This is a genomic window from Chitinophaga ginsengisoli (assembly GCF_003014595.1).
Taxonomy (GTDB): Bacteria; Bacteroidota; Bacteroidia; order Chitinophagales; family Chitinophagaceae; genus Chitinophaga; species Chitinophaga ginsengisoli.
Genome location: NZ_PYGK01000007.1, coordinates 57259 through 84190 on the forward strand (window position 1 = coordinate 57259; position 26932 = coordinate 84190).

At 46.2% G+C, this 26932-nt stretch carries 24 protein-coding genes; 9 read left to right on the forward strand and 15 right to left on the reverse strand.

The features are described from left to right. Positions 1-33: 33 nt before the first annotated feature. From sufB to CLV42_RS17960, 3 genes are all read right to left on the reverse strand, one after another. Complete coding sequence (gene sufB, locus CLV42_RS17950) at positions 34-1479, reverse strand: Fe-S cluster assembly protein SufB (RefSeq protein ID WP_106603309.1); 1446 nt, start codon at positions 1477-1479, stop codon at positions 34-36. 44 nt (positions 1480-1523) lie between these two features. Beyond that, the gene (locus CLV42_RS17955) at positions 1524-1853 is read right to left on the reverse strand and encodes a HesB/IscA family protein (protein WP_106603310.1); all 330 of its coding nucleotides are present in this window, start codon (positions 1851-1853) and stop codon (positions 1524-1526) included. Between the two features lie 118 nt (positions 1854-1971). Further along, positions 1972-2553 (reverse strand): NADPH-dependent FMN reductase, encoded by a 582-nt coding sequence (locus CLV42_RS17960; protein WP_106603311.1) that lies wholly within the window; start codon positions 2551-2553, stop codon positions 1972-1974. 92 nt (positions 2554-2645) lie between these two features. Between CLV42_RS17960 and CLV42_RS17965 the strand changes: the two genes are divergently transcribed. Continuing rightward, positions 2646-3299 (forward strand): helix-turn-helix transcriptional regulator, encoded by a 654-nt coding sequence (locus tag CLV42_RS17965; protein ID WP_106603312.1) that lies wholly within the window; start codon positions 2646-2648, stop codon positions 3297-3299. 892 nt (positions 3300-4191) lie between these two features. Here CLV42_RS17965 and CLV42_RS17970 read toward each other — a convergent pair. The 6 genes from CLV42_RS17970 to CLV42_RS18000 form a co-directional block, all read right to left on the reverse strand. After that, complete coding sequence (locus tag CLV42_RS17970) at positions 4192-4605, reverse strand: EamA family transporter (protein WP_106603313.1); 414 nt, start codon at positions 4603-4605, stop codon at positions 4192-4194. Positions 4606-4615: 10 nt separating this feature from the next. After that, positions 4616-5107, reverse strand: a complete 492-nt coding sequence (locus CLV42_RS17975) for a GNAT family N-acetyltransferase (RefSeq protein ID WP_106603314.1) — start codon at positions 5105-5107, stop codon at positions 4616-4618. A gap of 693 nt (positions 5108-5800) precedes the next feature. Next, complete coding sequence (locus CLV42_RS17985) at positions 5801-6520, reverse strand: hypothetical protein (RefSeq protein ID WP_146154413.1); 720 nt, start codon at positions 6518-6520, stop codon at positions 5801-5803. 129 nt (positions 6521-6649) lie between these two features. Next, a complete protein-coding gene (locus CLV42_RS17990; RefSeq protein WP_106603317.1) occupies positions 6650-7204 on the reverse strand; it encodes a GNAT family N-acetyltransferase in 555 nt (184 codons plus the stop codon). Between the two features lie 9 nt (positions 7205-7213). Continuing rightward, positions 7214-8314, reverse strand: coding sequence for an AI-2E family transporter (locus CLV42_RS17995; RefSeq protein WP_106603318.1), 1101 nt, complete (start codon positions 8312-8314; stop codon positions 7214-7216). Positions 8315-8370: 56 nt separating this feature from the next. Next, positions 8371-9297 carry a helix-turn-helix transcriptional regulator gene (locus CLV42_RS18000; RefSeq protein WP_106603319.1) on the reverse strand — a complete coding sequence of 309 codons (927 nt, stop codon included), beginning with the start codon at positions 9295-9297 and terminating at the stop codon, positions 8371-8373. A gap of 392 nt (positions 9298-9689) precedes the next feature. Here CLV42_RS18000 and porG point away from each other — a divergent pair, with 392 nt between their 5' ends. The 4 genes from porG (at position 9690) to CLV42_RS18015 (ending at position 13883) form a co-directional block, all read left to right on the forward strand. After that, positions 9690-10601, forward strand: a complete 912-nt coding sequence (gene porG / locus CLV42_RS18005) for a type IX secretion system protein PorG (protein WP_146154414.1) — start codon at positions 9690-9692, stop codon at positions 10599-10601. Positions 10602-10924: 323 nt separating this feature from the next. Further along, positions 10925-11263 (forward strand): hypothetical protein, encoded by a 339-nt coding sequence (locus CLV42_RS33715; protein ID WP_146154415.1) that lies wholly within the window; start codon positions 10925-10927, stop codon positions 11261-11263. A 231-nt stretch (positions 11264-11494) separates the two neighbouring features. Then, a complete protein-coding gene (locus CLV42_RS18010) occupies positions 11495-13420 on the forward strand; it encodes a menaquinone biosynthesis decarboxylase (RefSeq protein ID WP_106603321.1) in 1926 nt (641 codons plus the stop codon). Then, positions 13392-13883 carry a hypothetical protein gene (locus tag CLV42_RS18015; protein WP_106603322.1) on the forward strand — a complete coding sequence of 164 codons (492 nt, stop codon included), beginning with the start codon at positions 13392-13394 and terminating at the stop codon, positions 13881-13883. The genes CLV42_RS18010 and CLV42_RS18015 overlap by 29 nt, the downstream gene beginning before the upstream one ends. A 352-nt stretch (positions 13884-14235) precedes the next feature. Here the strand turns inward: CLV42_RS18015 and CLV42_RS18020 are convergent, their stop codons facing one another. Next, positions 14236-15819 (reverse strand): peptide chain release factor 3, encoded by a 1584-nt coding sequence (locus CLV42_RS18020; protein WP_106603323.1) that lies wholly within the window; start codon positions 15817-15819, stop codon positions 14236-14238. A 110-nt stretch (positions 15820-15929) separates the two neighbouring features. On the opposite strand from CLV42_RS18020, the gene CLV42_RS18025 reads away from it, so the two are divergent. From CLV42_RS18025 to CLV42_RS18035, 3 genes are read left to right on the forward strand one after another with little or no spacing between them, the layout of a single operon-like run. Further along, a complete protein-coding gene (locus tag CLV42_RS18025) occupies positions 15930-17144 on the forward strand; it encodes an ABC transporter permease (RefSeq protein WP_170117556.1) in 1215 nt (404 codons plus the stop codon). Between the two features lie 30 nt (positions 17145-17174). Next, entirely contained in the window at positions 17175-18185 is a 1011-nt protein-coding gene (gene tsaD, locus CLV42_RS18030) for a tRNA (adenosine(37)-N6)-threonylcarbamoyltransferase complex transferase subunit TsaD (protein ID WP_106603325.1), read from the forward strand. 8 nt (positions 18186-18193) lie between these two features. Then, on the forward strand, positions 18194-18922 hold the full coding sequence (locus tag CLV42_RS18035) for a tRNA1(Val) (adenine(37)-N6)-methyltransferase (protein ID WP_106603326.1): 729 nt from the start codon (positions 18194-18196) through the stop codon (positions 18920-18922). A gap of 6 nt (positions 18923-18928) precedes the next feature. Here the strand turns inward: CLV42_RS18035 and CLV42_RS18040 are convergent, their stop codons facing one another. The 3 genes from CLV42_RS18040 to CLV42_RS18050 form a co-directional block, all read right to left on the reverse strand. Then, entirely contained in the window at positions 18929-20128 is a 1200-nt protein-coding gene (locus CLV42_RS18040; RefSeq protein WP_106603327.1) for an NAD(P)-dependent oxidoreductase, read from the reverse strand. A 223-nt stretch (positions 20129-20351) separates the two neighbouring features. Next, entirely contained in the window at positions 20352-21380 is a 1029-nt protein-coding gene (locus CLV42_RS18045; protein ID WP_106603328.1) for an alpha/beta hydrolase, read from the reverse strand. An 88-nt stretch (positions 21381-21468) separates the two neighbouring features. Further along, the gene (locus CLV42_RS18050) at positions 21469-22317 is read right to left on the reverse strand and encodes an AraC family transcriptional regulator (protein ID WP_106603329.1); all 849 of its coding nucleotides are present in this window, start codon (positions 22315-22317) and stop codon (positions 21469-21471) included. A gap of 123 nt (positions 22318-22440) precedes the next feature. Between CLV42_RS18050 and xth the strand changes: the two genes are divergently transcribed. Then, positions 22441-23220, forward strand: coding sequence for an exodeoxyribonuclease III (gene xth / locus CLV42_RS18055; RefSeq protein WP_106603330.1), 780 nt, complete (start codon positions 22441-22443; stop codon positions 23218-23220). Between the two features lies 1 nt (position 23221). On the opposite strand, the gene CLV42_RS18060 is transcribed toward xth, so the two are convergent. Together CLV42_RS18060 and CLV42_RS18065 are read right to left on the reverse strand one after the other, a co-directional pair. After that, the gene (locus CLV42_RS18060; protein ID WP_106603331.1) at positions 23222-23626 is read right to left on the reverse strand and encodes a hypothetical protein; all 405 of its coding nucleotides are present in this window, start codon (positions 23624-23626) and stop codon (positions 23222-23224) included. 69 nt (positions 23627-23695) lie between these two features. Then, on the reverse strand, positions 23696-26923 hold the full coding sequence (locus tag CLV42_RS18065) for an error-prone DNA polymerase (RefSeq protein ID WP_106603332.1): 3228 nt from the start codon (positions 26921-26923) through the stop codon (positions 23696-23698). Between the last annotated feature and the right edge of the window lie 9 nt (positions 26924-26932).

The window sequence follows — 26932 nt, forward strand, 5'->3', positions numbered from 1 at the left end:
TTCTCTGTTGTTTTTGCTTTGTAAATTGTTTTATTATCCTACGCTTCCTTCCAGTGTGATAGAAAGCAGTTTACGCGCTTCCACCGCAAACTCCATCGGGAGCTGATTCAGCACTTCCTGTGCATAACCATTTACGATCAGTGCTACTGCTTTTTCTGTATCAATACCACGCTGGTTCAGATAGAAGATCTGGTCTTCACCGATCTTGGAAGTAGTTGCTTCGTGTTCTACCGTAGCAGTACTGTTCCTCGATTCAATGTAAGGGAAGGTATGCGCACCACAGCGGTCACCTATCAGGAGGGAGTCACACTGGGTGAAGTTACGTGCGTTAGCGGCACGAGGTCCTACCTGTACCAGACCGCGATAGGTGTTATCGCTATGACCTGCAGAGATACCTTTTGAAATGATACGGCTGCGGGTATTACGGCCCAGGTGATACATCTTGGTACCGGTGTCAGCGATCTGCTTGTTACGGGTTACCGCTACAGAGTAGAATTCGCCTTCAGCATCGTCGCCCTGCAGTATCACACTTGGATATTTCCAGGTGATGGCAGAACCGGTTTCTACCTGTGTCCAGGATATCTTGCTGCTGTTGCCTTTGCAGATACCACGTTTGGTCACGAAGTTGTAGATACCGCCGTTACCGTCTTTATCGCCCGGATACCAGTTCTGTACAGTGGAGTATTTGATCTCCGAATGGTCCATGGCGATCAGTTCCACTACTGCAGCGTGCAGCTGGTTCTCATCACGCTTAGGCGCTGTACAACCTTCCAGGTAGCTTACGTAAGCATTGTCGTCGGCAATGATCAGGGTACGCTCGAACTGGCCGGTATTTTCCGCGTTGATACGGAAGTAGGTGCTCAGTTCCATTGGGCAGCGTACACCTTTGGGAATATATACAAAAGAGCCGTCGGAGAATACTGCAGCATTCAGGGCGGCAAATATATTATCGGAGTGAGGTACTACGGTACCCAGGTATTTCTTAACCAGTTCAGGATGGGTCCTTACTGCTTCACCGAATGAGCAGAAGATGATGCCCAGTTCGTTTAATTTTTCCTTGAAAGTAGTGGCAACGGAAACGCTGTCAAAAACAACGTCTACAGCAACGCCAGCCAGTGCTTTCTGTTCGTTGATAGGAATACCCAGTTTTTCGAAAGTAGCCAGCAGCTCAGGATCTACTTCATCCAGGCTGTTGAGTTGTTTCTTTTTCTTAGGTGCTGCATAGTAGGAAAGCTTCTGAAGGTCCAGTTCGGGCATTTCAAAGTGCTGCCATTTAGGGAACTGCATCTTTTTAAAGGCCTGGAAACCTTTCAGGCGCCACTCCAGCATCCATTCTGGTTCTTCCTTTTTAGCAGAGATAAAGCGGATGGTGTCTTCGTTCAGACCCACCGGCGCCATCTCCATTTCGATGTCGGTAGTAAAGCCAAACTCATATTCCCGGTTGGCTATATCATCTATTATTTCGTTGCTGTTTCTCATTTTCCGAGTTAATTAAGTAATGCAGAAGTCCGGGTGATAAAGGATTATACCGCGAAGCTTTCCCCACAGCTACAGGTACGGGTAGCGTTCGGGTTGTTAAAGTAGAGTCCTTTACCATTAAGACCATCTGAATAGTCCAGCTCTGTGCCATACAGGTACAGGAGGCTTTTCATCTGCACCACGATCTTTACACCTTTATCTTCGAAGGTCTGATCACCTTCCTGTTGGCTGTCCGCTTCAAATTTCAATACATATTCCAGTCCTGAGCAACCGCCGCCTTTTACGCCAACGCGTACGAAGGTGCCGGGAACATGATTCTCCTTAACCATAAGGTCCTTTATATATTCGCCTGCTTTTTCTGATACTGTTATCATAATGCTTCCTTTTATACGAGATTCACCTTAGTTATTATTAATTGACCGGAGTGTTATGGTGTTTGTTATCGGTTCTTTTCAATCCTGTCACCCTTATTCTCCGATCTTTTTCTTGTGGTCAGGGATTTCCGCTGGTATCTTTTACATGCTTTTTGTCCCCGATCCTGGAGTCTCCCAGCAGGGAGATCATCCTGTCGAATTTCTTTTTATAAGATGCTGTAAATGTTTTGGTTTCAGCATCATACAAGTGTTCTTTCATGATTGGCACTGAAAAAGGCAGCACCCATGCCCGGAGGGCTTTTGCTACCGAATCCATTGCGTTGATGCCCTGCATGGCGTGGGAACCGTCTCCCCAGCATACCAAAGCTACAACCTTTCCCGTTAAATAAGGATTACTGAGCTTGCTGGTCATTTCCAGCCAATCCAGTGTATTCTTCATCACACCGGTCATACTCCCATGATAAAGTGGGGTAAGCCATACATGGACATCCGCTTTCAGGAATACTTCACACATATGTTTAACGGAGTCAGGTGCCTCACCCTTAGGATATGCAAAGAACGGAATATGACCGTCAACAGGACTGAACACTTCCGTAGAAAATCCCTTTTGCCGGAACTGTTCTGCGAAATAGCCCGTTAACTGGTTTGCAGTGGTATAGGGGCTACTGTCCATTGTGCCGTTGAAGATCAATACGTTCATTTAGTGTTTCTCTGTTTTAAGCTGTTGTTCTGGCAACAAATTTTTTTAACTCCTACAAAATTACGACATTTGAGAATAAAACAAGTAATAACTTGGAAAATTATAGACCCATCACAAAAGCAACTGCCGACAAGTTTCTGCAGTTACTGAAGACGAAGGGGCCTCAATCGGCCGCTAATCTGGCAGCCGCATTACGTATGACAGGAGAGGGCGCCCGCCTGCAGCTCTTAAAGCTGGCAGAGGAAGGGCTTGTGGTGTCGGCTACAGCATCCAGGGGAGTAGGCCGGCCCGTTCAAATCTGGGACCTTACACCGCTGGGCCACGCTCACTTTCCGGATACGCATGTGGAGCTGACGCTACAAATAATAGAAACCATCCGCAAGGAATTAGGGGAAGAGGCGCTCGAAAAAGTAGTGGCTGCCCGGGAGTTCCAGCAGCAGGAAAAATATATCAAGGCTTTGGCGGGTATTAACGGCCTGGCAGAGCGACTGGCACAATTTGCTACTATTCGCTCCTCCGAAGGGTACTTGGCGGAATGGCGGGAGGAAGAGGACGGGTTCATCTTTATAGAGAACCATTGTCCTATTTGTTGTGCGGCTACACAGTGTGCGAATATCTGCACTTCGGAGTTGAATACCTTCCGGGCGATTATGGGAGATGGTGCAGAGGTGAAACGGGTTGACCATATTATTGCAGGGGATAGGCGTTGTGTGTATGAGATTAAGGAATTGGTTATCAGTAGGTAAAGGGTAGTAAGTGAATATATTTAAAGAGGTGCGTCTTTGACGCACCTCTTTTTTTGTGGCTTTAATTCACGCTAAGTAGCTCTCCAATTCACGCGAGGCGGCTTCAATTCACGCTAAGTAGCTCCGGTTTCAGTATGGGATGTCGGTCGGCGCCTCTCTGGAATGCTATTTCACGTTGTCAAGCGAATTTGGGGTGGGATATCTATTAGGCTGCATCTGTCGTGTCACCGGAGAGCCGAAGGCCCGCCATTCCCATCTGAAACCGCTGCTACTTCCGCTGCCCTAACGAGAATATTGGGGTCGCTATAATAGGACTCCTATAGGAGTCCCGTTGTTTGTAGCGCGGGGTGATAACCCCGGGGTCGTAATGCGCGGGGTAAAACCCTCGTGCGCGCGCATTATAAAAAAGAAAAATTCGAAAATGCCTTCCGTATTGATTTGATAATTAATGTCATTAAGACTGTCAATTTCCAGCTAAATCTCTTTCACTCATAACTATCTATCTCTTCTCATTTATTAGGTCTCGCTCTGATCTCGCTCTGGCTTCGATACTTCCATATCGCTTTACCGTCATTTCTATATCATTTCACCGACATCTCTATATCGAATCGATATACACATGCCGGTAAAGTGATATCCAGATGACGGTATAGCGATATGGAGATATAGGGATCAAAGCGAAGATTGACCGAAGACAGATGGAAAACGAGGCTAACTCTTCCCCCGAAAAGAAACAATCCGCAGCGAGTTGCATACCGCTGCGGATTGTTATGAAAGAATTGAATTTTTGATTGTGTCAACTATCCATAATTGACTTATAATCAATTTTTTGATATATGGATGAGACAGGTGTGTATGACACCCTTTTTTGAGTGATTGACAATGTCAACTGTCACAAAATCAATACCAGTGTCCCGGAAATGATCAGTATTGCACCGATCGCTGTCTTGAGGGTCAGGGCTTCTCCCAGAAACACGACAGATAATATAATGGTGAGTGCAACACTCAGCTTGTCAACCGGGGCGACCTGCGATACCTTACCCATTTGCAATGCCTTAAAGTAAAAGATCCAGGACAGACCTGTCGCCATTCCTGATAGGATCAGGAAGATCAGGCTGAACTTTGACAGATGTTGAAGCCCCTTATTCTCGCCCCTGAAAAATACGATGCCCCAGGCCATGATCAGGATGATGATCGTCCGAATGGCGGTTGCCAGGTCGGAATTGACGTTGGATACTCCGATCTTGGCAAAGATAGCCGTCAGGGAAGCGAAGAAAGCTGAGAGCAATGCATATAACCACCACATATGATGCGATTTAATAGATCCGTTTGCCGAGAATATTCAGGCTCCTTTCCACGCCGTCCAGTACGGCGATATTTGGCAGGTGCGCCCATTCTGTAAATCCCAGTTGTTCAAATAAACGAAGGCTGGGAAGATTGTGTGCGAAGATGAACCCGAGCAGCGTATGTACCCCGATAGACGGACATTGCTCCATGGCGTAACGCAGGATCGTTTTACCATATCCCTTGCCACGCTGGTCCTCATGCAGGTAAATGCTGATCTCGCAGGTGCCGTCATATGCCGGCCGGCCATAGAAGGACTGAAAACTGGCCCATCCTACAGTGACGCCATTGTCTTCTACCATCCACAAAGGACGTTTTTCGGGAGAGTGTACATTGAACCAGTGAATACGGCTTTCAACGGTAACGGGTTCAGTATCAGCGGTTACCATGCGGCCCGCAATAGTAGTGTTGTAAATAGCGACGATTGCTGGCAGGTCTTGCAGTGTTGCGTTCCGGTAAGTCATTGTATGGAGAATGATTATAAGGTTACAAACGTAGTGAAAACCGGTAATAACGACATCATAAAATAAACAGGAGGCCAGCTTTGAAGATGAGCGGCCTCCTGTTTGTTATGTAGTAACTCTTATGGCTGTAGCCACAGGATCTTTGTATTTTTCCCCCTTTTTTTGTCTCGACTTGCATAGTGACATATATATTGTTTGTCTGGTCGTAATCTGAAATCGTGAAAGCTGCAAGTTTGTAGCTCTTTTTTCCATTTTCAAACAGATACTGGCGGTCGGGAAGGGAATTCGTTCCATCTATAGAGTAGTAGAAGGCGTCACATTTGCTCACTCCTATAATACTGATTTTTTTGCCGGACTTCAGTTCGTCGATATTACGTTCTGTATCGTTCAGGAGTATATAGTTTTTATTGCCGGTGTTGAGATAACAGAACGATTTGAACTGTTGGCCCTCAAACAGCTGATTACCGGTATAGTCTCTCCGGAATGATAAAAAGGTTCCAGCCAGGAGGGACTTAATAGTTGGTCTTTGGGAATAAGAGCAGACGTTTTCATGACGCCATCCCTGTTAAATGTTGACACAGCGACATCACTTTGAAGGCCGGACCTTCGGCTAATATTTTAAATTGTGCGGATGCTAACTGTTGTAATGACAATAGCAATATAACGACGTGTAGAATTTTTTTCATTTGAAGATTAGTTTTTAGGCACTAGGGACTTAAGCGCAGTGCTATCGGCATTCCCCGCTCTGTTTAATGTACTGTCGGTTTTGAGTGGTTTATAATACTGTTTGTTATAGATCTCCAGGGATTGCTCCAGATGTTTTTTAGCTTTTTCAGTATGGTAGCGATGAAGCGCGTAACCAGCATAAGCAATAGCCAGACCAGGCAGTACACGTGCAATCCCTTGTAATAGAGACGTTGAATAGCCAGAATCTTCATTATCGCTTTTGGTGGCCGCGGAATACAATCCGACTCCTGCGGCAACTGTGCCAATGCCAACTAATGACCAGCCTTGAACGTTTCCACGTCTTCGCTGTTGATTCATTAGTGTCAACTGTTCGTTTGCCAATGGCGCTTTTACATAATAGGGCCTGAGCATATTAGCACGTTTATCCAGCCGTTTGAGTTCACCCCCATTTATGCGGATATAAGGCACTTTGACATTAGAGTAGGTCGGGGACTGGTAGCCCGGCAGACTGGGATTTGCTCCGGCAAGACGGTAGCCCGAGCTGGAATAGCTTGGGCCGGTAGTGGCCACCGTTTCTTTTTGATACACCAGCTCCAGCCTGGTAAAATTCAACGTTTTTCTAGATTTAAAAGAAACGTTTTTAGTGGCTGATGAATCTGTTTGCGCTTGAACAGATAATGAGAATGACAAGCATAACAATGCCATCAGAGTGATACGAAACTGCATAATAATAGACGTAGGTATAAGGAAACGCGAAGATAATACTCAGTTCAAATATTAAAATAAATTATATTGTTACGGGGTTGATCTAAATAGTATTTTATCCCATTTTTATCATGTAAATAACCAGACTACTCAAAATTGCATATCATACCTGTAATCCTTCTGCAACAAACTATAAATAAACGCATCCACAAACTTTCCCTTCTGAAAGAAACCCTGTCTCACCTTACCTTCCTGTTCAAATCCCAGTCTCTTGAGCAATTTACGGGAATGAGTATTGGCAGGATCGACATATGCTTCGATCCTGTTCATCTGTAAGTCCTCAAATCCATATTGCAGGAGGCGGTGTATAGTGTTGGTCATAATACCTTTGCCCCAGTAAGCAGGCAACAGGTCATAACCCATTTCCATTTTGTAATGTGTCCTGTTGATATGATGAAAGCCACAGGTACCGATCAGTTCATGATGCCCGTTGATGGTGATGGCCCATCGCATACCTTGTCCGCTGGCCAGCTTATCGCGGAAGAAAGCGATAAGTTGTACCGCCTCCGAGACGTTGGCGAAACGTTCAATATCCATAAAGCGCACTACTTTCTCTTGAGAGAACAGGCTGAATAGTGCGGCAATATCCCTTTCATCTATGGCCCGGAGACTGATATTGCCGGTCGTAAGTATGGGTATTTCCATCTTGATGCTTTATTCGCTGACAGGATCCGGTCCTTTAGGGATTGCCGGCTTAGCTTTCCTTTTCATTGTTACATCACCCAGCAGAATCGCCCAGGGATGCATATATTCTATATGTTCAAAAATGATCTTCAGGATGGCAATAAAAGGAATAGCGAGGAACATACCGGGAACACCCCAGATGAGATTACCTGCTACCACGCCCAGGATGGTTACCAGGGCATTGATCTTCACTTTTGAGCCCATAATCCGGGGCAGGAGGATATTACTATCCAGGAAATGCACGATCAGGAGGCCGACCCCGACCTCTATAGTAGTAGCCAGCGAACTGTTGGTCAAAGTCAGTACCATACAGATGACGGTCGCAATATAAATACCCAGGTAAGGAATGAGATTGAACAGCGCCGCCATAATACCCAGCAGGGGGGCGTATTTGATGCCCAGTATCCAGAACATGGTGCAGTTCACAATAGCGACTACGATGGTTTCTATCATTAAACCGGTTACGTATCCTTTGATGATGTAGCGGGTCTGTACAACTACAGCGAGGAGTTTATCCCGGTGTTTTCCCTTGAAAAGTTTTATCAGGAACGTAATGATCAGGGAGCGGTATAACAGGAGGAAAAAGGAATATAGCAGTACAAAGATGATGAAAATCAGAAGAGAAGATAAAGATAGCAGGGTGCTGCTGATAAAGGAGGTGGCAGTGCCCAGTGTGCCCATAGCCATTTGTTCCAGGTAATCCATCTGCTGGGCGGAATCAATATGAAACCGGACGTTTATCCATGTCTGTAAGGAGTTAAGCTGCGTCAACAATTGCTTCTGCAGTTGCGGGAAGTCTGCCACAAAAGCGCCCATCTGAGTACCCAATAACATCAGCACACCTACCAGTACTACCACAAAAAGCATGACAACAGTAAATGCGGCTATTCCCCGTGGAAAACGCCATTGCTCCAGCTGACTGGCAATAGGCAGCAGCATAATAGCAACAAGTGTGGCAAAGGCAAGAGGAATGATCAGCGTATGACCCAGGCGGGCAATATAAATGATCAGTATGATACATAGTAGGGTAAATGCCAGTCTGGCATTGAATGGCAATTTCACTTCATTCATGGACAGTCGTATTTCCCTCAAATATATATTTTAAAGAGGGAAAAGGAGAATGAGAGTTACAACAACTGCTTGAGATGTGGAATATAGATTACACAGGAGTTTGGTGCCACCAGTGAAATAAAGAAGTGGGTACCGCTCATTTTAAACACACCTTCTTTTACGTACCTGTCTATAAATTCATACATCGGAATACCTGCTGTCGCAAAATCCGTCGGCACCGGCAGTGTAATGTAATGCCCTCCCGGAATGCGTTTGGTCATGAGTTTATCCGCAATCGCCATTTGCAGGAACAGTGTGGTAATATCCTTATTGGGGATCAGAATACCGACATACATGCTCATACGTTCGTAGTCAGTCACGGGTACAGAATCCAGTGTGCTGGTGATGATTTTCGCATTGGGAAGGTTCAGTGCCGAAATGATACTACGCAAACGTTGTTCCTCCCGGGTCATTTTCATGATCATCTGGGCAATAGGATCCTGGCCGCGGGACAACAGCGTGTAAAACAGTGTGCTTTCGGGCAACTGATCCGTCTCGGTCATGTCGAAGCTGAACAGGGGAGTAATGGCGTGTCCCTTTTTATCAAAGGCCTGTACAATGAGATCTACCAGTTCGAGGGTACGTTTTTCGTTCGGGAGGATGTCAATCTTCCTGAAACTCCGGGGACTCCTGTTGAAATACTGGGTGAACGCCTTAGTGTAGGCCGCAACGGTAGCATAGCCGGTACGGTCACCGATCTCACTGATGTTAAAGCCGCTATGCCTCAGCAGACCGGCTGATAATTCCAGGCGGTGACGTTTAACATACTGCCAGTAGGGCTCTCCTGTCACGGTGGTAAAGCTGTGATAGAAGTAAGAGTAGGAGATTCCCAACCATTCTGAAACATCCTTCATCTCGAACGATTCAGATATATGGTCATCTGCGAAACCGAGTGCTTTGATCGCCATTAGCTCCATTTCATGAGCTGCAGGGTTGTGGTTCATAGTAAATGCTAGTTTGAGGTGTTAAATGGGTTTACGACGGTTTTCCTGACGTTTCTGTAAGCGTATTACTTGATCAATAATTCACATATTAAATAATTAATTAAGTGATAGTTATCGAATTTAAGATTTTGATGGTAGATAATAAAAAAACGTTTGAAGGTCTAACGGTTTATTGAGTACATTTTGTGTAGAAGACAGGAAAAGTATTAGATTTGCGGCCGCCTGTTTAGAGAATATTTAACAATTTTTATCTATTTCCGGCGTTAGAGTTATTATTAGTATAATTATTGCAATTATATTCCCTGTCCCTGTTTACCCCTTATGCCTGCTGAAATACCTCCGGATGATCCTCCGGCTGAATAAACATGATCTTTAATAAATCCCCTTTATTGATGCCAAATCTAAGTTTATTGAAAAATTGCCTGCCTGGTGCTGTATGGAAGAGAGTAGTTGTTGTTTTATTGATCTGTGCCCCGTTTAAAGGCTTTAGCCAATACTGGCAGGCCGGAGGTTTTCTCGGTATATCCAACTATAGCGGAGACCTGGTACAACAGCGGGTTGACCTGAAGTATACGCGGTATTCCATCGGCGCTCATGTAAAGCGGGATGTGAACCGCTATATCACTGTCCGGGCGGGTTTAACTTATGGCAGGATTGCCGGTGCTGACAGTACCAACACCGATACCATGCTGCTGAGACGTAACCTGAGTTTCCGTTCACCCATCCTGGAGGCGCAGCTGGGAGTGGAGTTTAACTTCCTGGACCTTGATGAAAAACGCATCACGCCGTATGTTTTCGGAAGTGTGGCGCTTTTCAGTTTCTATCCGACCACCAAAGATGCACAGGGCAATACGGTTAAACTCCGGGCGCTTAGTACGGAAGGACAGGGACTGGCGGCATATCCTACCCGTAAGCAGTATAATCTCCGTCAGATCTCCATTCCATTTGGAGCCGGTGTTAAAGTATTACTTACCGACAACTGGGTGGCAGGCTTTGAAATTGGTTTCCGTAAAACGTTTACCGACTATTTGGATGACGTGAGCCTTACTTATGTTGACAGGAACACCTTATTAAGATCCCGCGGTTCTAAAGCTGTAAATTTTGCTTACCGTGGCGATGAGGTGACTGGCGGACATGTTACTCCTGGCACTTATCCGGCCGATGGTACACAACGTGGATCTGCCAAGTATAATGACTGGTATGTATTTACAGGCTTTACTCTCAGCTATCGTTTTGGCGGTGGCGGTGGATATGGGCCTAATCGTTGGGGAAAACAGAAGGTTTCTAATTGTCCGAGATTTTAATTTATTATGTATAAAAAAAGGAGCGATGAGATAATCATCGCTCCTTTTTTTATACAGTCTTTCTCGTTTTAGTTTTTAAAATACGCGGCAAGTACTTAATACTCATCTCTCTGAAACAGGAAATTATTTTTTGGCATACTTCTTGAATTTTATTCACCAGACAGAACAAAACAACTGTCAGAACCGAATCCAAATACTATACATTAAAAAATACCGTTAATAAGAAAGCGAACCGAACACCATCATCTTTATCATCAAATTATTATTTCTTAACAGAGAGAACTATTCCAATCTATTTTTTCCAACAATTAAACGACAACAGTATGAAACAGATAGTATTATTATTACTGCTGATAGGGGGAGGTATACTCAGTGCACAGGCGCAGAAAAGAGGTCATGGACATTACCGTGATTACGAAGATGACAATTGCCGGGGAAGAAATTACAGAGTACACCATGGCCGTTGGGAAGATTGCAACCGTGATTATTATAGAGGTGCTTACTACAGTTGTCGTCCGGCGCCACCACCTCCTCAGGTTGTTTATGTGGAGCCAGCACCGGTAGTATATGTACCAGCGCCACCACCGCCACGCCCGAGGGTCGTATATCAACGTTCTCCGAGAGTGGTGATCGCTACTGGTCCTATTGTAGTCGGTTTATAAATATTCCAGACACCGGAACCCGTGATCAGGTATGTTTTACCAGCGTCGGTTTCCTGCAGGAAAGCAGCTAACTGCCGCAGTAAGCAAAACAGTGGCCCGGAAAGCAAATTTTCCGGTACCGGATAGTCCTCCGGTCGGCACCGGCCAGCGGAATTACGAATGACGAATTATGATTGTGTGTATCTTTGCACCGATTGTAATTCGTCATTCGCATTTATCGCAATTAGAAATATGGCATATAAGCACCTGAAACACTTCATAGATACATTAGAAAAGGCAGGAGAGCTGGTAAGGATTAAAACTTATGTAGATCCCAGGCTGGAAATAGCAGAGATCACCGACAGGGTGAGTAAGTCGCCCAACGGAGGGAAAGCGCTGCTGTTTGAAAATACAGGATACGATTTTCCCGTACTGATCAATTCCATGGGTAGCTACAAACGCATGTGTATGGCGCTGGGTGTACAGGAGCTGGATGACGTGGCGAATGAGATCGAGGCACTGATAAAATTATTGTCAAAACCCAAGGAAGGCCTGCTGGATAAGCTGGCAATGCTGCCCAAACTGGGGCAGTTCGCTTCTTGGATGCCGAAAGTAGTGAGCGGCAAAGGCGCCTGCCAGGAAGTGATCATGGCAGACCCGGACCTGACCAAAATTCCCGTAATGCAATGCTGGCCTAAAGATGGTGGCCCGTTCATTACACTTCCCGTCATTCATACGAAAGACCCGAATACCGGTACCCGCAATGTGGGCATGTACCGTATGCAGGTATTCGATAAAACCATGACAGGCATGCACTGGCACAAACATAAGGTGTCCGCCAAGCACTTCATGGAATATAAAAAGCTGAAGAAACGCATGCCTGTAGCCGTCATCCTGGGAGGAGACCCGGCATACACCTATTCTGCTACAGCGCCGCTGCCGGAAAATGTGGATGAATACATGCTGGCCGGCTTCCTGCGGAAGCAGAAAGTAGAACTGGTAAGATGTATCACGCAGCCGGAAATAGAAGTTCCTGCTGATGCCGACTTTGTGATAGAAGGTTATGTAGATCCGGAGGAAGAACTGATCTGGGAAGGACCATTCGGAGATCATACCGGTTATTACTCATTGGCCGACTGGTATCCACGCTTCCACGTGACGGCCATCACGCACCGCAAAGACGCAGTTTATCCATCTACGATAGTAGGTATTCCTCCTCAGGAAGACGCCTGGATCGGAAAGGCGACAGAGAGGATCTTCCTGGCGCCTATCAAGATGACCATGGTGCCTGAGATCATTGACATGGAAATGCCGGTGGAAGGGGTATTCCACAACCTGGTGATCGCACAGATCAAAAAAGACTACCCCGGACAGGCGCAGAAGGTAATGAATGCGATGTGGGGCGCCGGACAAATGATGTTCAACAAAATCCTGGCCGTAGCAGACGAAGGAACCAACATTCAGGACTACAAAGCGCTGGCCCGGTATATGTTTCAAAACCTCAATCCCGCTACAGATATATATTTCAGCCAGGGGCCGATGGATGTGCTGGATCATTCCTGCTCTAAAATGGGCTTCGGCGGTAAGATGTGCATCGACGGTACCCGCAAGTATGAAGAGGAGATAGAAGGTAGTGTCGAAAAGCTCACCAGTAACTATCCCTTCAATAAACAGGAGATCCTGAAACGTTTCCCGGAAGTAAAGGAGATCAATGATTCCCTGCTGAAGGAGGACATTCCCTGTATCCTGGTGGCTGTGCAGAAATCCCGTCCTTTACATATCAAAGAACTGAATGAACAGATCTATTGTCTGCCGGAAATGACTTCTGTGAAGATGGTATTGTATGTAGAACATACTGTTGATGTCAATGACCTGCCTTCTGCATTGTGGCGTTTCTGCAATAACCTGGATCCGCGTCGTGACAGCTTCGTTGTTCGTCCGCCATTACCGGGCCACCCTGATAAAATGGGCGCCGGCATTGGTATGGATGGAACACTGAAAACACGCCTGCTGGATAATTTCGAACGTGACTGGCCTAATATCATTGTTGCAGATGATGCTACTATCAAAAAAATAGATGAAAAATGGGAATCGCTGAACATTGGCTCATTCATAGCTTCTCCATCCCATAAATATAAATCTCAGATGTATGGAGAAGAAGCCGTGGTTCCGCAATAGCCTGTTACTGATATGTTGCCTGTGCGCCTGCCATATAGCAAGCGCACAGGTCCAACTGACCGATTTTCATTACCTCGACCGGATGGAAGGTTACTGGACAATGAAAACCCGCCTGGGCGTCTATGCTGAGAAGTGGAAACGGGTAGACGATCATACCTGGAAGGGGAGAACGATGCGCATCGAAGGGGGAGACAGTACCAAACTGGATGATATGTTCCTGTTCCTCGATGGCGACGCCATTTATTTTACAATAGCAGCAGTAAAGGACAAACAAACAGGAGAACCCATAAGATTCAGACTACGTGTACTGAAAGCTATCGGCTTTGTAGCTGAAAACCTGCAGAGTCCTTATCCTCAGAAGATAGTATATCGCTGGAAAGATGAGGAACATATGGATGCTCATTTCGAAGGTAAGGAAGAGAAAACCACCCGTGAGATTATTTTGCAATACACGAAGCGATAAGACAAGGTCGCGGCAATCAACAAAACATCATTAACAAACCATAATAGGACTCCGTAGGAGTCCCCTTGTTGTGCGCCTGGGGTGCAACCCGGGAAAACGGAATGGGGTGCATCTCCGGGAAAACGAATGGGGCCCCGGGTGACATGCAACCCGGGGGATGACAAACCCGCAATCATTTTGAATTCCCAATTGCGTAAATCAATTTCCCGATTGTATAAATGAATAACGCAAAGCTGACATAGCTTTGCGTTATTGTTTTACATACATAAGGACAGTCTGCAATTGTACTTCAATTTGAGTTGGTCGTACAATGCTACGAATACGCCACCCCTGATCCCAGGATGTGGCTTTTTTATTTATGAATTTCTGATGTAAAATGAAACTGGATATCCGGATTGTTGGCTCTTTCTGTATTCAGGTACCATTCTGACTGTGCCAGATATACGAGATGCCCGTCTTTATCTTCCGTAATATTTGCCTGTTTGAAACGGATAAACTCTTCTATTTTTTGTTTTTCCCCTGTGATCCAGCAGGCTTTATAGAAAGGCAGGGTATTGAACTGGCAGGAAGCGCCATATTCCTGTAACAGGCGGTATTGTATCACTTCAAACTGGAGGTCACCTACGCAGCCAATGATCTTACGGTTACCGTTGTGTTGTGTGAACAGCTGGGCGACACCTTCATCGGTCAGCTGACGTAATCCTTTCTCCAGCTGTTTGGTCTTCATTGGATCTTTATTCACCACTTCCTTAAACAGTTCCGGAGAAAAGCTGGGGATACCGGTGAAATAGAATTTTTCTCCTTCAGTGAGGGTATCACCGATCTTGAAGTTACCGGTATCGAAGAGACCTACTACGTCGCCGGGATAAGCATCATCCACGATATTCTTTTCACGGGCCAGGAAGCTATATGGGTTGCTGAAACGCATGTCCTTATCCAGGCGGACATGTTTATAGAACTTATTACGTTCGAAACGGCCGGAACATACACGGAGGAACGCGATACGGTCACGGTGACGGGGATCCAGGTTGGCGTGTATCTTGAAGATAAAACCACTGAATTTATCGTCGCTTACCTTTACCTCACGGGTACTGGACTCACGGTCGCGGGGAACGGGCGCAATTTCGACGAAGGTATCCAGCAGGTCTTTTACACCGAAGTTGTTTACTGCGCTACCGAAGAATACGGGGGCCATTTTGCCTTCCAGGTAGTCTTTATTGTCAAAGGTGTCGTAAACGCCTTCGATAAGTTCGACGTCGTTACGCAGCTGGGCAGCATCCTGGGCACTGAAATGCTGATCAACATAGCTGCTGCTCAGGTCACTCAGTTGAACGATATCATCGTCAGTCGCCTTTTTGTTGGGAGCGAAGGATACGAAGCTCTTGTTGTACAGGTTATATACTCCCTTGAAGTCTGTACCCATATTGATAGGCCAGCTCAGCGGGCGTACGCGTATGTTCAGTTTCTCTTCCAGTTCATCAAGCAGGTCAAAGGGATTTTTACCGTCACGGTCCAGTTTGTTCACAAAGATGATCACCGGGGTATCGCGCATACGGCATACATCCATCAGTTTACCGGTTTGTTCTTCCACCCCTTTTACGCAGTCTATTACAAGTACTACGCTGTCCACCGCCGTCAGGGTACGGTAGGTGTCTTCAGCAAAGTCCTTGTGACCGGGAGTATCCAGGAGGTTGATCAGCATATCGCGGTACTCAAAAGTCATTACGGAAGTCGCAACGGAGATACCACGCTGCCGCTCTATCTCCATGAAGTCGGAGGTAGTATGTTTTTTGATCTTATTGGACTTTACCGCACCGGCCGTCTGGATGGCGCCACCAAAAAGGAGGAACTTCTCCGTCAGGGTTGTTTTACCGGCATCCGGGTGGGCGATAATGGCAAATGTCTTCCTTTTATTGATCTCGCTTGCGTACTTCATATTACTTTATAACCAAAAATGTGTGCAAAGGTACGGAATTGTCACGTTTAATCTTTAATTTACATGTATCTATGATTGCCACGATCAAAATTTTGTGGAATAGCCTTAGAATGGCTATCCTCGAGCTGCGGGTCAATAAACTTCGCACCTTCTTATCCCTCCTGGGTATCACCATTGGTATATTCTGTATTATCGCTGTGTTGACCGCTACGAACAGCCTGGAAAAGAACGTCCGTAGCGAGGTGGAATCCCTGGGAAGCGACGTGATCTACATCCAGAAATGGCCTTGGGACGGTGGTCCTGATTTCCCCTGGTGGAAGTTTGTGAACCGTCCGCTGCCTAAATTCCAGGAATTGGGGCCGATCAGGGAAAAGGTCCATAGTGCAGGACTGTCTGCCTTTGCTTTCTCCTCCAACGGTAAGCGGGTGGAATACAAGGACGACTACATGGAAGGTACTGAATTGTTTGCCGTAAGTGGTGATTACGAGAAAATTCAGGCCATGAAGTTTGTCAGTGGCCGTTTCTTTGCCGGCAAGGAAAATGAAAATGGCGTCAATGTAGGCATTCTGGGAGCTAATATCTGGGAAGGGCTGTTTGGCACCCCGGAAAAGGCCCTGGGAAAAACAATTACTATCGCCGGCCGTCCCTGCCGTGTTATTGGCACCTTGAAAAAGAAGGGTGCCAGCCTGGTAGATGGTATCAACTACGATAACTGTGTTGTTGTTCCTTACCTCTATGGCCGTACCATTGTAGACGAGCGCCGCTTTGCAGATCCTTTCCTGATTATAAAAGCGGCTCCGGGCGCTACACTGTTGCAACTGAAAGATGAGCTAAGAGGGGTGATGCGGAGTGTTCACCGCCTGAGACCCAAGGAAGAGGACGATTTCTCCCTGAATGAGATCACCGCCGTAAGCGGAGACCTCAACAAGATGTTCGGCATGGTGAACCTGGGAGGAGGCTTCATTGCCTTTTTCGCCCTGGTAGTAGGAGGCTTCGGAATTGCGAATATCATGTTCGTAACGGTGAAGGAGCGTACGAATATCATCGGACTGAAAAAAGCGATCGGCGCACGTAAGAAAGTGATCCTCATGGAATTCCTGCTGGAATCCATTATTCTTTGCCTGATGGGTGGATTGCTTGGGCTCTTCTTCGTATACATCATCACGATTATTGTCAATAGTTTTCACTTCTTCGAATTTACACTCACTTTAAGCAACGTTATTTTAGGACTTTCCATCTCGTCGATCGTCGGTGTTATCGCAGGATTTATCCCTGCTTACCTGGCATCTAAGCTGGATCCGGTTGTAGCCATCAGGAGCAACTGATAAAGGCTATAATTTCCTACCTTTGCGGGCATGTCTGTAAAAATACTGGCCATAGAGTCTTCGTGCGATGAAACGAGCGCTTCCGTGCTGGCCGACGGGGAGATCCTGTCTAATTTTATTGCCAATCAAACTATTCATGAGCAATATGGTGGGGTAGTGCCGGAGCTGGCATCCCGCGCTCACCAGGAAAATATTGTTCCCGTGGTGGACCAGGCCCTAAAAGCTGCCGGTGTCCGTAAAGAGGAACTGAATGCGATCGCCTTCACCCAGGCGCCCGGGCTGATAGGCTCCCTGCTGGTAGGCAGTTGTTTTGCCAAGTCCATGGCACTGGCACTGGATATCCCGTTGATTGCGGTACATCATATGCAGGCGCATGTGTTGGCCAACTTCATTGGTAAGGAGAAACCTTCTTTCCCTTTTCTTTGTCTGACCGTTTCCGGTGGGCATACCCAGATCGTACGCTGCGATGGACCTCTTAGTATGAAGGTCATCGGGGAAACACTGGACGATGCTGCAGGTGAGGCCTTTGACAAAAGTGCTAAATTACTGGGCTTACCCTATCCGGGAGGTCCTCTTATCGATAAATATGCCCGGGAGGGAGACCCCAACAGGTTCAAATTTCCGGAACCCCAGATCCCGGGGCTGAACTTCAGCTTCAGCGGCTTAAAAACATCCATCCTTTATTTCCTGCAGGAGCAGCAGCAGAAAGATCCGCAGTTCACAGAGAACAATATGGCGGATATCTGTGCGTCTATCCAGCATCGTATTGTCAGCATCCTGCTGAACAAGCTGGCAAAAGCCTCTAAGGAAACTGGTATTAAACAGATCGGCATCGCCGGAGGCGTAAGTGCTAATTCCGGTCTGCGGACAGCCTTACAGCAGTATGGTGAAAAGTATGGCTGGCAGACTTACATCCCCAAATTCGAATACTGTACCGATAATGCCGCCATGATAGCTATAACAGCGTGGTATAAGTATCAGGCAGGAGAGTTTGTCGGACTGGATGCTGTACCTGGAGCAAGAGCAGGTTTTGATCATTAGTAAAGACGATGGCGAATCACTATTTCCGTTTTAAACAATTCACGGTACACCAGGAGGCCTGCGCTATGAAGGTCTGTACAGATGCGTGTTTGCAGGGCGCTAGTACAGCCGCATATCTACAGACAAATAAGCCAGGGATACAGCGTATACTTGATATCGGCACAGGTACCGGCTTATTATCCCTGATGCTGGCGCAGCAACTATCGTCCGCAACCATCACCGCTATAGAATTGGATGCTGCCGCTGCTGGTCAGGCGAGGTCAAACTTTATTGCTTCTCCCTGGAGCGAGCGACTGCAGGTGATAGAAACGGATGCCAGGGAGATGGCTGGGGATGTACAATACGATTTCATCATCACTAATCCTCCTTTTTACGAATCAGATCTGAAAAGCGGCAATCACCTGCGTAACCAGGCGATGCATGCCACTACGCTGGACTATAATGACCTGTTGACGGTAATTGACAGGCAATTGGCGGAAGGAGGGGAGTTCTCTATTTTATTACCCTATCGTCCTTTTGGCGAATTTGTGACGCTGGCCGGTGCTGCAGGATTTTATTTAAAGGAAGTAGTACATGTGAAACAGAGTGAACGGCATGCGTATTTCCGCAGCATAGGCATCTTTGGCCGGGAACAAAACAAACCCCAAGTGGCATCTATGGCTATCAGAGAAGCAGACCAGCAGGTTTATACACCGGCATTTGTTTCATTGTTGCAGCCGTATTATTTATACCTGTAGTTTTCCTCATTCCTCTACATAGTCCCTCAGATACTCAAACCGCTCTGTCAGGTCACCATTATGCGCAATAGTAGCATTATAAACAACCGCGCTATCAGGCCGCTGTAATTCATCAAACACATACTTCATCAGCTGGTCGCCAAAGTACTGCGACGCATCCCGCGGAAGTTCATTAGGTAGATTGCTGACGCACATCATATCCAGTGTATCCGGCAGGTAAGGAGCTGTCTGCTGTCTTGTATGCCTGTCTACGCCATATACAGGATCATCAATACTGGAATCTCCCAGATTGGAAGGAATAGAGCCATTCGTGTCATCTGTGATATCTGCGATGACCTTAATGCGGAAATTATCTTTTGCCAGGTCATTCCAGGTGAACAATGGCGGAATGCGGTGATCCCAGTAAATACCGTTCATAAGAATATCTGTAGCCGTCACAAATGGCAGGAAGCGACAATCATATTGCTCGGGATGGAGATGGAAGTCCTCCCTGCTATATGTTTTATCTGTTTTCCGGAGGTATAGTTCCCCTGCCTTGAGTTGTGTATATACCGGGTAAGCATAGGTATTGATCAGGAACTCCTCCGGTGGAATGTATTTGATGCCCAATAATCCCATCACTTCCAGTGTACCGGCAGCCACGCGGCCTGAGCCCGTAATAACGATCTTCAACGGGGGCAGCTTGGCTCCAAAATAATGATTGATCAGCTCTTTAAAATCATGACACCGATGTACCGGTACAAGGTTATACAGGCCGGTCTTTTTCCCATAGGTCAGCAGTCCATTATGTGCACCCACCACCCCGGCAAAGAACCCGAATCCCAATATCCGCTGACCGTCTTCATGCACCAGGCATTCATAATCGATCAGGGTAATATCCCGTTGCAGGATGGTCTGCAACATATGCTTGTTATGCGGCTGTTTTTTACGTGTATGGGAAAAGAATAGGTATTTTTTACCGGCTAACAGTTTTTCTGCAGGAACTTCCTTGATTCCTAACAACACCTCACAATGGGAAAGGTCTTCAGAAAGAGGAATACCGGCAGCTGTATATTCATCATCGGTAAAACATCGCCAGGCAGATGGCTGAACAGTAAAACTTACCTGTGGGTTGTGTTTGATGATCCACTGACATTGCTGTGGCGTAAATGCTACCCTGTTATCATGTGGTTGTTTCTCCTCTCTTATAAGACCGATGTGTAACATATCCGGGTTTTGGTGTAGCCAAATATAATACTTATTCGTGTTCGATCTTACTGGCTGCTGCGAAGGTGCATGGAGAGGAATCCGCCCTGTAATAATTCCACATTAAGTGGATTGTTACGGTTGTCTGGATTATTTTCATGGATAGGGATATATAAAACAGCGGCAACCCCTGACGGTATTCGAAATACCGTCAGGGGTTGCCCTTTTTTTAGTGAACCGTCGCTTATCTCAGGTAAACTTTCAATTCATTGCCTGCCTGCAACATTGCTGAGCGTGTAGTCGGTGTGTTTGCAATAGGATTCAGCAGACCATAGTCATGGATGGCGCCATTGTGTCTCACCATTGTAACTGTCACACCTGCAGCGTCCATTTTGCGGGCATATGCTTCGCCTTCATCACGCAATACATCGTTTTCGGCAGTCTGCACCAGTGCAGGAGGTAAGCCTTTCAGTTGTTCCAGCGTTGCCTGTAACGGTGAAGCATAAATTTCTTTTCTTGCTGCCAGGTCGGTAGTATAATTATCCCAGAACCATTTCATCATGTTTTTAGTCAGGAAACGCTGTTCTGCAAACTGGTTGTAAGAACCGGTCTCAAAGTTAGCGTCTGTCACAGGCCACAGGAGTACCTGTAATTTAATGGCAGGACCATTTTTATCTTTCGCCATCAGCGCTACTACAGCCGCCATATTACCACCAACGCTGTTACCAGCTACTGCCAGGCGCTTTCCATCTACATTAATTTCTTTACCATTAGCGGCTACCCATTTAGTGGCTGCATAAGCCTGATTGATAGCTACCGGATAATGCGCTTCAGGAGAAGGTGTATAATCAACAAATACCGCTGCAGCACCTGATGTTACTACCAGGTCACGTACCAGGCGCTGGTGAGTAGGGAAATCACCTAATACCCATCCGCCGCCATGGAAGAACATAAATACCGGCAATACACCTTTAGCGCCTTCGGGACGGACGATGTGCAGTTTTACAGTCTGTCCATCCTGTGTGATCGTCTTTTCACTTACTGTAATACCGGAAATATCCACTTTCACGCTCGATTGTGCGCCAATTAATACTGCACGGGCATCTTTAGGAGACAATGTTTCCAGCGGTGCTCCACCACTATTATTTAAAGCGTGGAGGAACGCCTTGGTATGACTGTCAATATTAGGATCATTGTCAGGATTAACATTCTGTGCTATTGCGCCTATACTTATTAAAGTTGAAGCCACGAGAGAAAGTACTTGCTTTTTCATTTTGTGTGTCGTTGAATGTGATTGTTTTAATTTGATAACACAAAACTACGGCAGCAGGCAAAGGGGAACAATGCACGAATGACGACACTTATTGTACTTTTTCCCCCTCCGTGTATTTTTTTCGGAAAAGGAGAGGGGATGTATCTGCCTGGTTGGTAAAAAGACGCACAAAATAGGCGGGATCTTCATATCCCAGCTTATAACCGATCTCTTTTACGCTAAGATCTGTATGTATCAACAGTCTTTTCGCCTCCAGGATAATACGCTCCTTGATGATATCATTGGGACTTTTGGAACTATGCCTTGAAATTCTTTTACTCAGCGCTTTGGGAGTGATGTTTAACAGGTTGGCATAGTCGGCCACATTATGATGCGTAGTATAATGAGCTTCTACCAGCTGGCTGAATTTCCTGATAAACTCTACCTCCTGCGCTATATTACTATCTGCCAGGTCATGGGTTTTCTTCCACATACGGGTGGAACGTATAATGAGCTGCTTCAGGTAAATACGGATCATTTCTTCCATACTACTTTCCTCATGAAGCGCTTCCTGTTTTATTTCCTGTATCAGCTGTCTGGTTTGCCGGGAGGCTTCTGCATCCAGGAATACCACAGGTATTTCATACACATTATTATATAAGAGACCGTCGCAGGCCACTTCCTTATCATGGATCTGTATACAGTAGAAATCGCGGTTATAATATAGTAAGGTTCCCTTGCCGGAGAATTTATACCATTGCCCATCCTTTATAAAGAACAGCGCATCCTGCTCCAGCGTATATTCCCGAAAATCCACCATTACCTCAGCACCCGCTTCAATAAAAAGGATCTTAATGAAGGGGTTGTAATCGTCATATCTGATGTCATCAACCGTCGTGGTGTCAAAATCCACGCATCCTATCGTCTTCGAAAAGAAATGTTTCAGCAAATGTTCCATCCTGCAAATTTATGGCCTTTTTCAATCGCAAGTTATAAACAAAGCCCAGCTTGGCGGTATGATCTTGCATAAGCCTTATCTTCGCTAAGGAAGTAAATACGCAATTGAACCAAGACGATTATTATGAAGATAGCTACTTATAATGTCAATGGCGTCAACGGACGCTTACCTGTCTTACTTCGCTGGCTGGAAGAGAAGCAGCCGGACGTTGTCTGTTTACAGGAGCTGAAAGCGCCGCAGGAGAAATTCCCTGAAGCCGCCATAAAAGACGCTGGTTACAATGCCATCTGGCATGGACAGAAAAGTTGGAATGGAGTGGCCATCTTAAGCCGCAATATGTCTGTAGAAGAGGTGAGACGTGCTTTGCCCGGAGATGAGGAAGATACCCATAGCCGATATATTGAAGCGGTGATCAACGGCGACTTTGTGCTGGGTTGTCTGTACCTGCCTAATGGTAATCCAGCACCGGGACTTAAATTTGATTATAAGCTCAATTGGTTCAAACGCCTGATAGCCCATTCAAAAGAACTGCTGTCCAAAGATTTTCCTGTCATACTCACCGGCGATTATAACGTCATTCCCACGGAACACGATGTATATAAACCGGAACGTTGGGTGGACGATGCCCTGTTCAGACCAGAAACACGGGCTGCTTTTCAGGAGTTAATGTCACAGGGCTGGACAGATGCTATCCGCAAACTATATCCGGATCAAAAGATTTATACCTTCTGGGATTATTTCAGGAATGCGTACGGTCGTGATGCCGGTTTACGTATTGACCATTTCCTGCTGAGTCATCATTTCGATAAACGCCTCAAAGCAGCGGGTGTTGACCGTGATGTGCGCGGCTGGGAAAAGTCAAGTGATCATGCGCCTGTATGGATCGAAGTAGCGGGCAAATAGCCTATTTTTTAACCGGCAGCATATGTATTTCCAGCAGGACGCCTTCCGGGTCTTTATAACCAATTACAAACTGCGCCTGGTTCAGTTTTATTACCTGGAATTGGGTCTGTTCCCTGGTTTGGTTGTCTGTGATCGTTAACAGCTTTTTGCTGGGATCATATTGCCAGTTGCCGTTCTCTTTTTTCCCGTTTTCAATAGACAACACGCGATTGTCTTTATAAAAGATCATTCTGTCTTCCAGCTGTTTGGAAGAAGGTGCCTGCTTTTTAGCACTGTCTCCGTAGAATGCTAATTTCCATTCTTTGGAGATCATATCAGCAAAAGTGGCAGGATTATCATATTGGGCATAACCCTGCGTCATCATACCAGATAGGGAAGCTAACAACAGGGCAAAATACTTTTTCATTGATGTCGTTTTAACAAAAGATACCATTATATCTGCATATATCCTGCCAGTTCCTACACCCTGCCAGGGCTATCTGAAATTCCTTGCCCCCGGGATCCTGATCTCCTGCGTATCTCCTTGAATCTCTGTAGGTTTGTCTTCCGTAAAGAGCATACCTTTCTCCATTTCCGCTGATGGCAACACCCCTGACATATTTTCTTCTTTGACCGCTGTCAGCTGATGCAATAACTTCGTCAGGTTATAGCAGCGTTTTACAATAACATGGATCACTTCCCCTTCACGTTGTACTTTCCCTTCCACCATCAGTAGTTTGGATTGCAGGATCTCTTTCCTGAATTGCTGATAGAGCTTCTGAAATACCACCAGGTTAGCATGTCCTGTCTCATCCTCAATAGTAATAAAACAGATACCACTGGCTGTTCCCGGTCGTTGCCGCACCAGCACAAGACCTGCTACCCTCACCGGCATACCATCAGTCATGTTTTCCAGTTCCTTGACGGAGCTGATATGCAGCATACTGAGTTTCTCCCTCACAAAGCTTACCGGATGCGCTTTTAAAGACAGGGACAGCGCACTATAATCATGTACTACATGTTCTGCATCTGTCATCTTCGGAAGATCTACCGGCTTTTCAATAGCACTTTCTGATTGTCCGCCGGTAAACATGCCAATAGGACGGTCGCCCAGGGCAGATATTTCCCATAATGCCTGTCGCCGGTCTAATCCTAATGACCGGAACGCATCAGCGTCAGCCAGTTTTTCAAGAGTAGTCTGTGAGATACCTGCCTCCCGGATGGCCAGGATCGTTGTAAAGGGTGTTTTTCTGGCAGATACGAGCACTTTGATCTCATCCTGCTGTAAACTCCTTATCTGACGGAATCCGAGCCGTAAAGCGCAGCATTTAGCATCTACTATTTCCTCTAAAGTATTATCCCAGTCAGAGTGATTAACATCCACCGGCCTCACTACCACACCATGTTCTCGGGCATCGATCACGATCTGCGCCGGCTGATAAAATCCCATAGGCATACTATTCAGTAAAGCACAGGCAAATACATCAGGATGGAAACACTTGAGATAAGAGGATACATATACCAGTAACGCAAAACTGGCCGCATGGCTCTCCGGGAATCCATAACTACCAAACCCTTCCAGCTGTTTGAAAATACGGCGGGCAAATTCTTCACTGTAATTTTTTGCTTTCATCCCCTCGATCAGTTTCTTTTCGAATTTGCTGACAATCCCCTTTGCCTTGAATGTTGCCATACTACGGCGCAATTCATCTGCTTCTGCTGCTGTAAACCCTGCCGCTACCATAGCGATCTGCATGGCCTGTTCCTGGAAGAGTGGAACACCCATTGTTTTGCTCAGTATCCCTTTCAATTCTTCTGAAGGATAATCCGGATCTTCTTCTCCATTACGCCTGCGCAGATAAGGATGCACCATTCCTCCCTGTATAGGCCCCGGTCGTACGATGGCTACTTCAATCACGAGATCATAAAATCTTTCAGGTCTCAAACGCGGCAGCATAGACTGTTGCGCACGACTTTCGATCTGAAACACGCCAATAGTATCCGCACGGCTAATCATCTTATATACTTCTTTCTCCTCTGGTGGTATATTGGCCAATGTGAAATCCTTATGATGGTGCACTTTCGCCAGATCAAACGCTTTTCGTATACAAGTCAGCATCCCCAGCGCAAGTACATCTATCTTAAGAAATCCCAGTGCATCAATATCATCCTTATTCCACTCAATACATGTCCTGTTCTCCATACGCGCATTCAGAATAGGACAGAGGTCGGAAAGTTTATCCTCAGTAATAACAAAACCTCCTGTATGTTGTCCCAGCTGCCGGGGGAAACCTACCATCTGTTCCGTCAGTTCCATGACTTTTTTGAGGTGAGGGTCATTCGTATCTAATCCCTGTTCTGCGACACGCTGTTCACTGAACTCTTCATCTGAATGATGCCAGATAGAGGAAGATAATCGATTGATAGTATCTACGGATAATCCCATCGCTTTTCCTACGTCCCTGATAGCCCCTTTGTGGTGTTGCTGAGTGACAGTGGCGACGATAGCAGCGCGGTCCCGGCCATACTTGTTATAGATGTATTGCATGACTTCCTCTCTGCGTTCATGCTCAAAGTCAACATCAATATCGGGTGGCTCATTACGTGCAGAAGAAATGAAGCGTTCAAACAACAAGTCTATTTGTGTCGGGTCTACTGATGTAATACCAAGACAATAACACACCGTGGAATTAGCCGCAGAACCGCGTCCCTGGCAAAGGATCTGCTTATCTCTGGCAAAACGTACAATGTCATATACCGTGAGGAAATAAGATGCATAATTCATCTCTTCCATAAACGCCAGTTCATACCGGATGGCAGACGAGATCTTTTCAGGGATATTCTCTCCAAAACGCTCTTTGGCGCCCCGCCAGGCAAGATGTGTAAGTTCTTCCTGTGGCGTACGGCCTTCTGTCGTAAGCTCATGGGGATAAACATATTTCAGACTGTCCAATGAAAACTGGCAGGCCTGGGCAATTTCCTGTGTATGCCTGACTGCATCAGGATACTGACGGAACAGGCGATGCATTTCAGGAATAGGTTTCACATATCTTTCCGCATTCTGATGTAACCGGAATCCTGCATTGTAGATCGTGCATTTTTCACGTACACAGGTCAGTATATCCTGCAGTTGTCGTCGCTCTGATTGATGATAATGTACGTCATTGGTCGCCACCAGTGGAATATGAAATGTCGAAGACAATTGTGAAAGCTGGTATAGTTTCTTCTGATCATCCCCCAGATAAGTACGGGTCGCTGCCAGATAAACCTGTGTACCTAAATGCTTGCGGTACTCCTTCAATGCCTCTTTAAAGAGGGGATCAAAATCAAAAGATGTTGTCAGTTGTTCCGGCGGAACGGCGATAAATTTTATCCCGTCTGCATGTTCATACACGTCTTTTTTGTACAGATGGCATTCTCCCTTTTCTGCCCGCAGATTCCCTGTTGTCAATAGTCTGCAAAGTCTGCTATACGCTGCTTTATCAGTAGGATAAGCCAACAGGCTGGGGCCATCCATCAGATCCAGCCTGCATCCAACAATGATACGCATCTCCTTCTTTTTGGCGGCAACATGCGCACGCACAATACCCGCCAGTGTGTTCCTGTCAGTAATAGCGATCTCCTTATATCCATAAGCCGCTGCCTGTTCCACCAGTTCCTCCGGATGAGATGCTCCCCGTAGGAAGCTGAAATTGCTAGTCACCTGCAGATCAATATAACCCATACAACATCC

What these genes read in the sequence shown, in the direction of transcription:
- sufB (WP_106603309.1), bottom strand. Translation starts at nt 1,479, where the DNA reads ATGAGAAACAGCAACGAAATAATAGATGATATAGCCAACCGGGAATAT.
- CLV42_RS17955 (WP_106603310.1), bottom strand. Translation starts at nt 1,853, where the DNA reads ATGATAACAGTATCAGAAAAAGCAGGCGAATATATAAAGGACCTTATG.
- CLV42_RS17960 (WP_106603311.1), bottom strand. Translation starts at nt 2,553, where the DNA reads ATGAACGTATTGATCTTCAACGGCACAATGGACAGTAGCCCCTATACC.
- CLV42_RS17970 (WP_106603313.1), bottom strand. Translation starts at nt 4,605, where the DNA reads ATGTGGTGGTTATATGCATTGCTCTCAGCTTTCTTCGCTTCCCTGACG.
- CLV42_RS17975 (WP_106603314.1), bottom strand. Translation starts at nt 5,107, where the DNA reads ATGACTTACCGGAACGCAACACTGCAAGACCTGCCAGCAATCGTCGCT.
- CLV42_RS17985 (WP_146154413.1), bottom strand. Translation starts at nt 6,520, where the DNA reads ATGCAGTTTCGTATCACTCTGATGGCATTGTTATGCTTGTCATTCTCA.
- CLV42_RS17990 (WP_106603317.1), bottom strand. Translation starts at nt 7,204, where the DNA reads ATGGAAATACCCATACTTACGACCGGCAATATCAGTCTCCGGGCCATA.
- CLV42_RS17995 (WP_106603318.1), bottom strand. Translation starts at nt 8,314, where the DNA reads ATGAATGAAGTGAAATTGCCATTCAATGCCAGACTGGCATTTACCCTA.
- CLV42_RS18000 (WP_106603319.1), bottom strand. Translation starts at nt 9,297, where the DNA reads ATGAACCACAACCCTGCAGCTCATGAAATGGAGCTAATGGCGATCAAA.
- porG (WP_146154414.1), top strand. Translation starts at nt 9,690, where the DNA reads ATGCCAAATCTAAGTTTATTGAAAAATTGCCTGCCTGGTGCTGTATGG.
- CLV42_RS33715 (WP_146154415.1), top strand. Translation starts at nt 10,925, where the DNA reads ATGAAACAGATAGTATTATTATTACTGCTGATAGGGGGAGGTATACTC.
- CLV42_RS18010 (WP_106603321.1), top strand. Translation starts at nt 11,495, where the DNA reads ATGGCATATAAGCACCTGAAACACTTCATAGATACATTAGAAAAGGCA.
- CLV42_RS18015 (WP_106603322.1), top strand. Translation starts at nt 13,392, where the DNA reads ATGGAGAAGAAGCCGTGGTTCCGCAATAGCCTGTTACTGATATGTTGC.
- CLV42_RS18020 (WP_106603323.1), bottom strand. Translation starts at nt 15,819, where the DNA reads ATGAAGTACGCAAGCGAGATCAATAAAAGGAAGACATTTGCCATTATC.
- CLV42_RS18025 (WP_170117556.1), top strand. Translation starts at nt 15,930, where the DNA reads ATGGCTATCCTCGAGCTGCGGGTCAATAAACTTCGCACCTTCTTATCC.
- tsaD (WP_106603325.1), top strand. Translation starts at nt 17,175, where the DNA reads ATGTCTGTAAAAATACTGGCCATAGAGTCTTCGTGCGATGAAACGAGC.
- CLV42_RS18035 (WP_106603326.1), top strand. Translation starts at nt 18,194, where the DNA reads ATGGCGAATCACTATTTCCGTTTTAAACAATTCACGGTACACCAGGAG.
- CLV42_RS18040 (WP_106603327.1), bottom strand. Translation starts at nt 20,128, where the DNA reads ATGTTACACATCGGTCTTATAAGAGAGGAGAAACAACCACATGATAAC.
- CLV42_RS18045 (WP_106603328.1), bottom strand. Translation starts at nt 21,380, where the DNA reads ATGAAAAAGCAAGTACTTTCTCTCGTGGCTTCAACTTTAATAAGTATA.
- CLV42_RS18050 (WP_106603329.1), bottom strand. Translation starts at nt 22,317, where the DNA reads ATGGAACATTTGCTGAAACATTTCTTTTCGAAGACGATAGGATGCGTG.
- xth (WP_106603330.1), top strand. Translation starts at nt 22,441, where the DNA reads ATGAAGATAGCTACTTATAATGTCAATGGCGTCAACGGACGCTTACCT.
- CLV42_RS18060 (WP_106603331.1), bottom strand. Translation starts at nt 23,626, where the DNA reads ATGAAAAAGTATTTTGCCCTGTTGTTAGCTTCCCTATCTGGTATGATG.
- CLV42_RS18065 (WP_106603332.1), bottom strand. Translation starts at nt 26,923, where the DNA reads ATGGGTTATATTGATCTGCAGGTGACTAGCAATTTCAGCTTCCTACGG.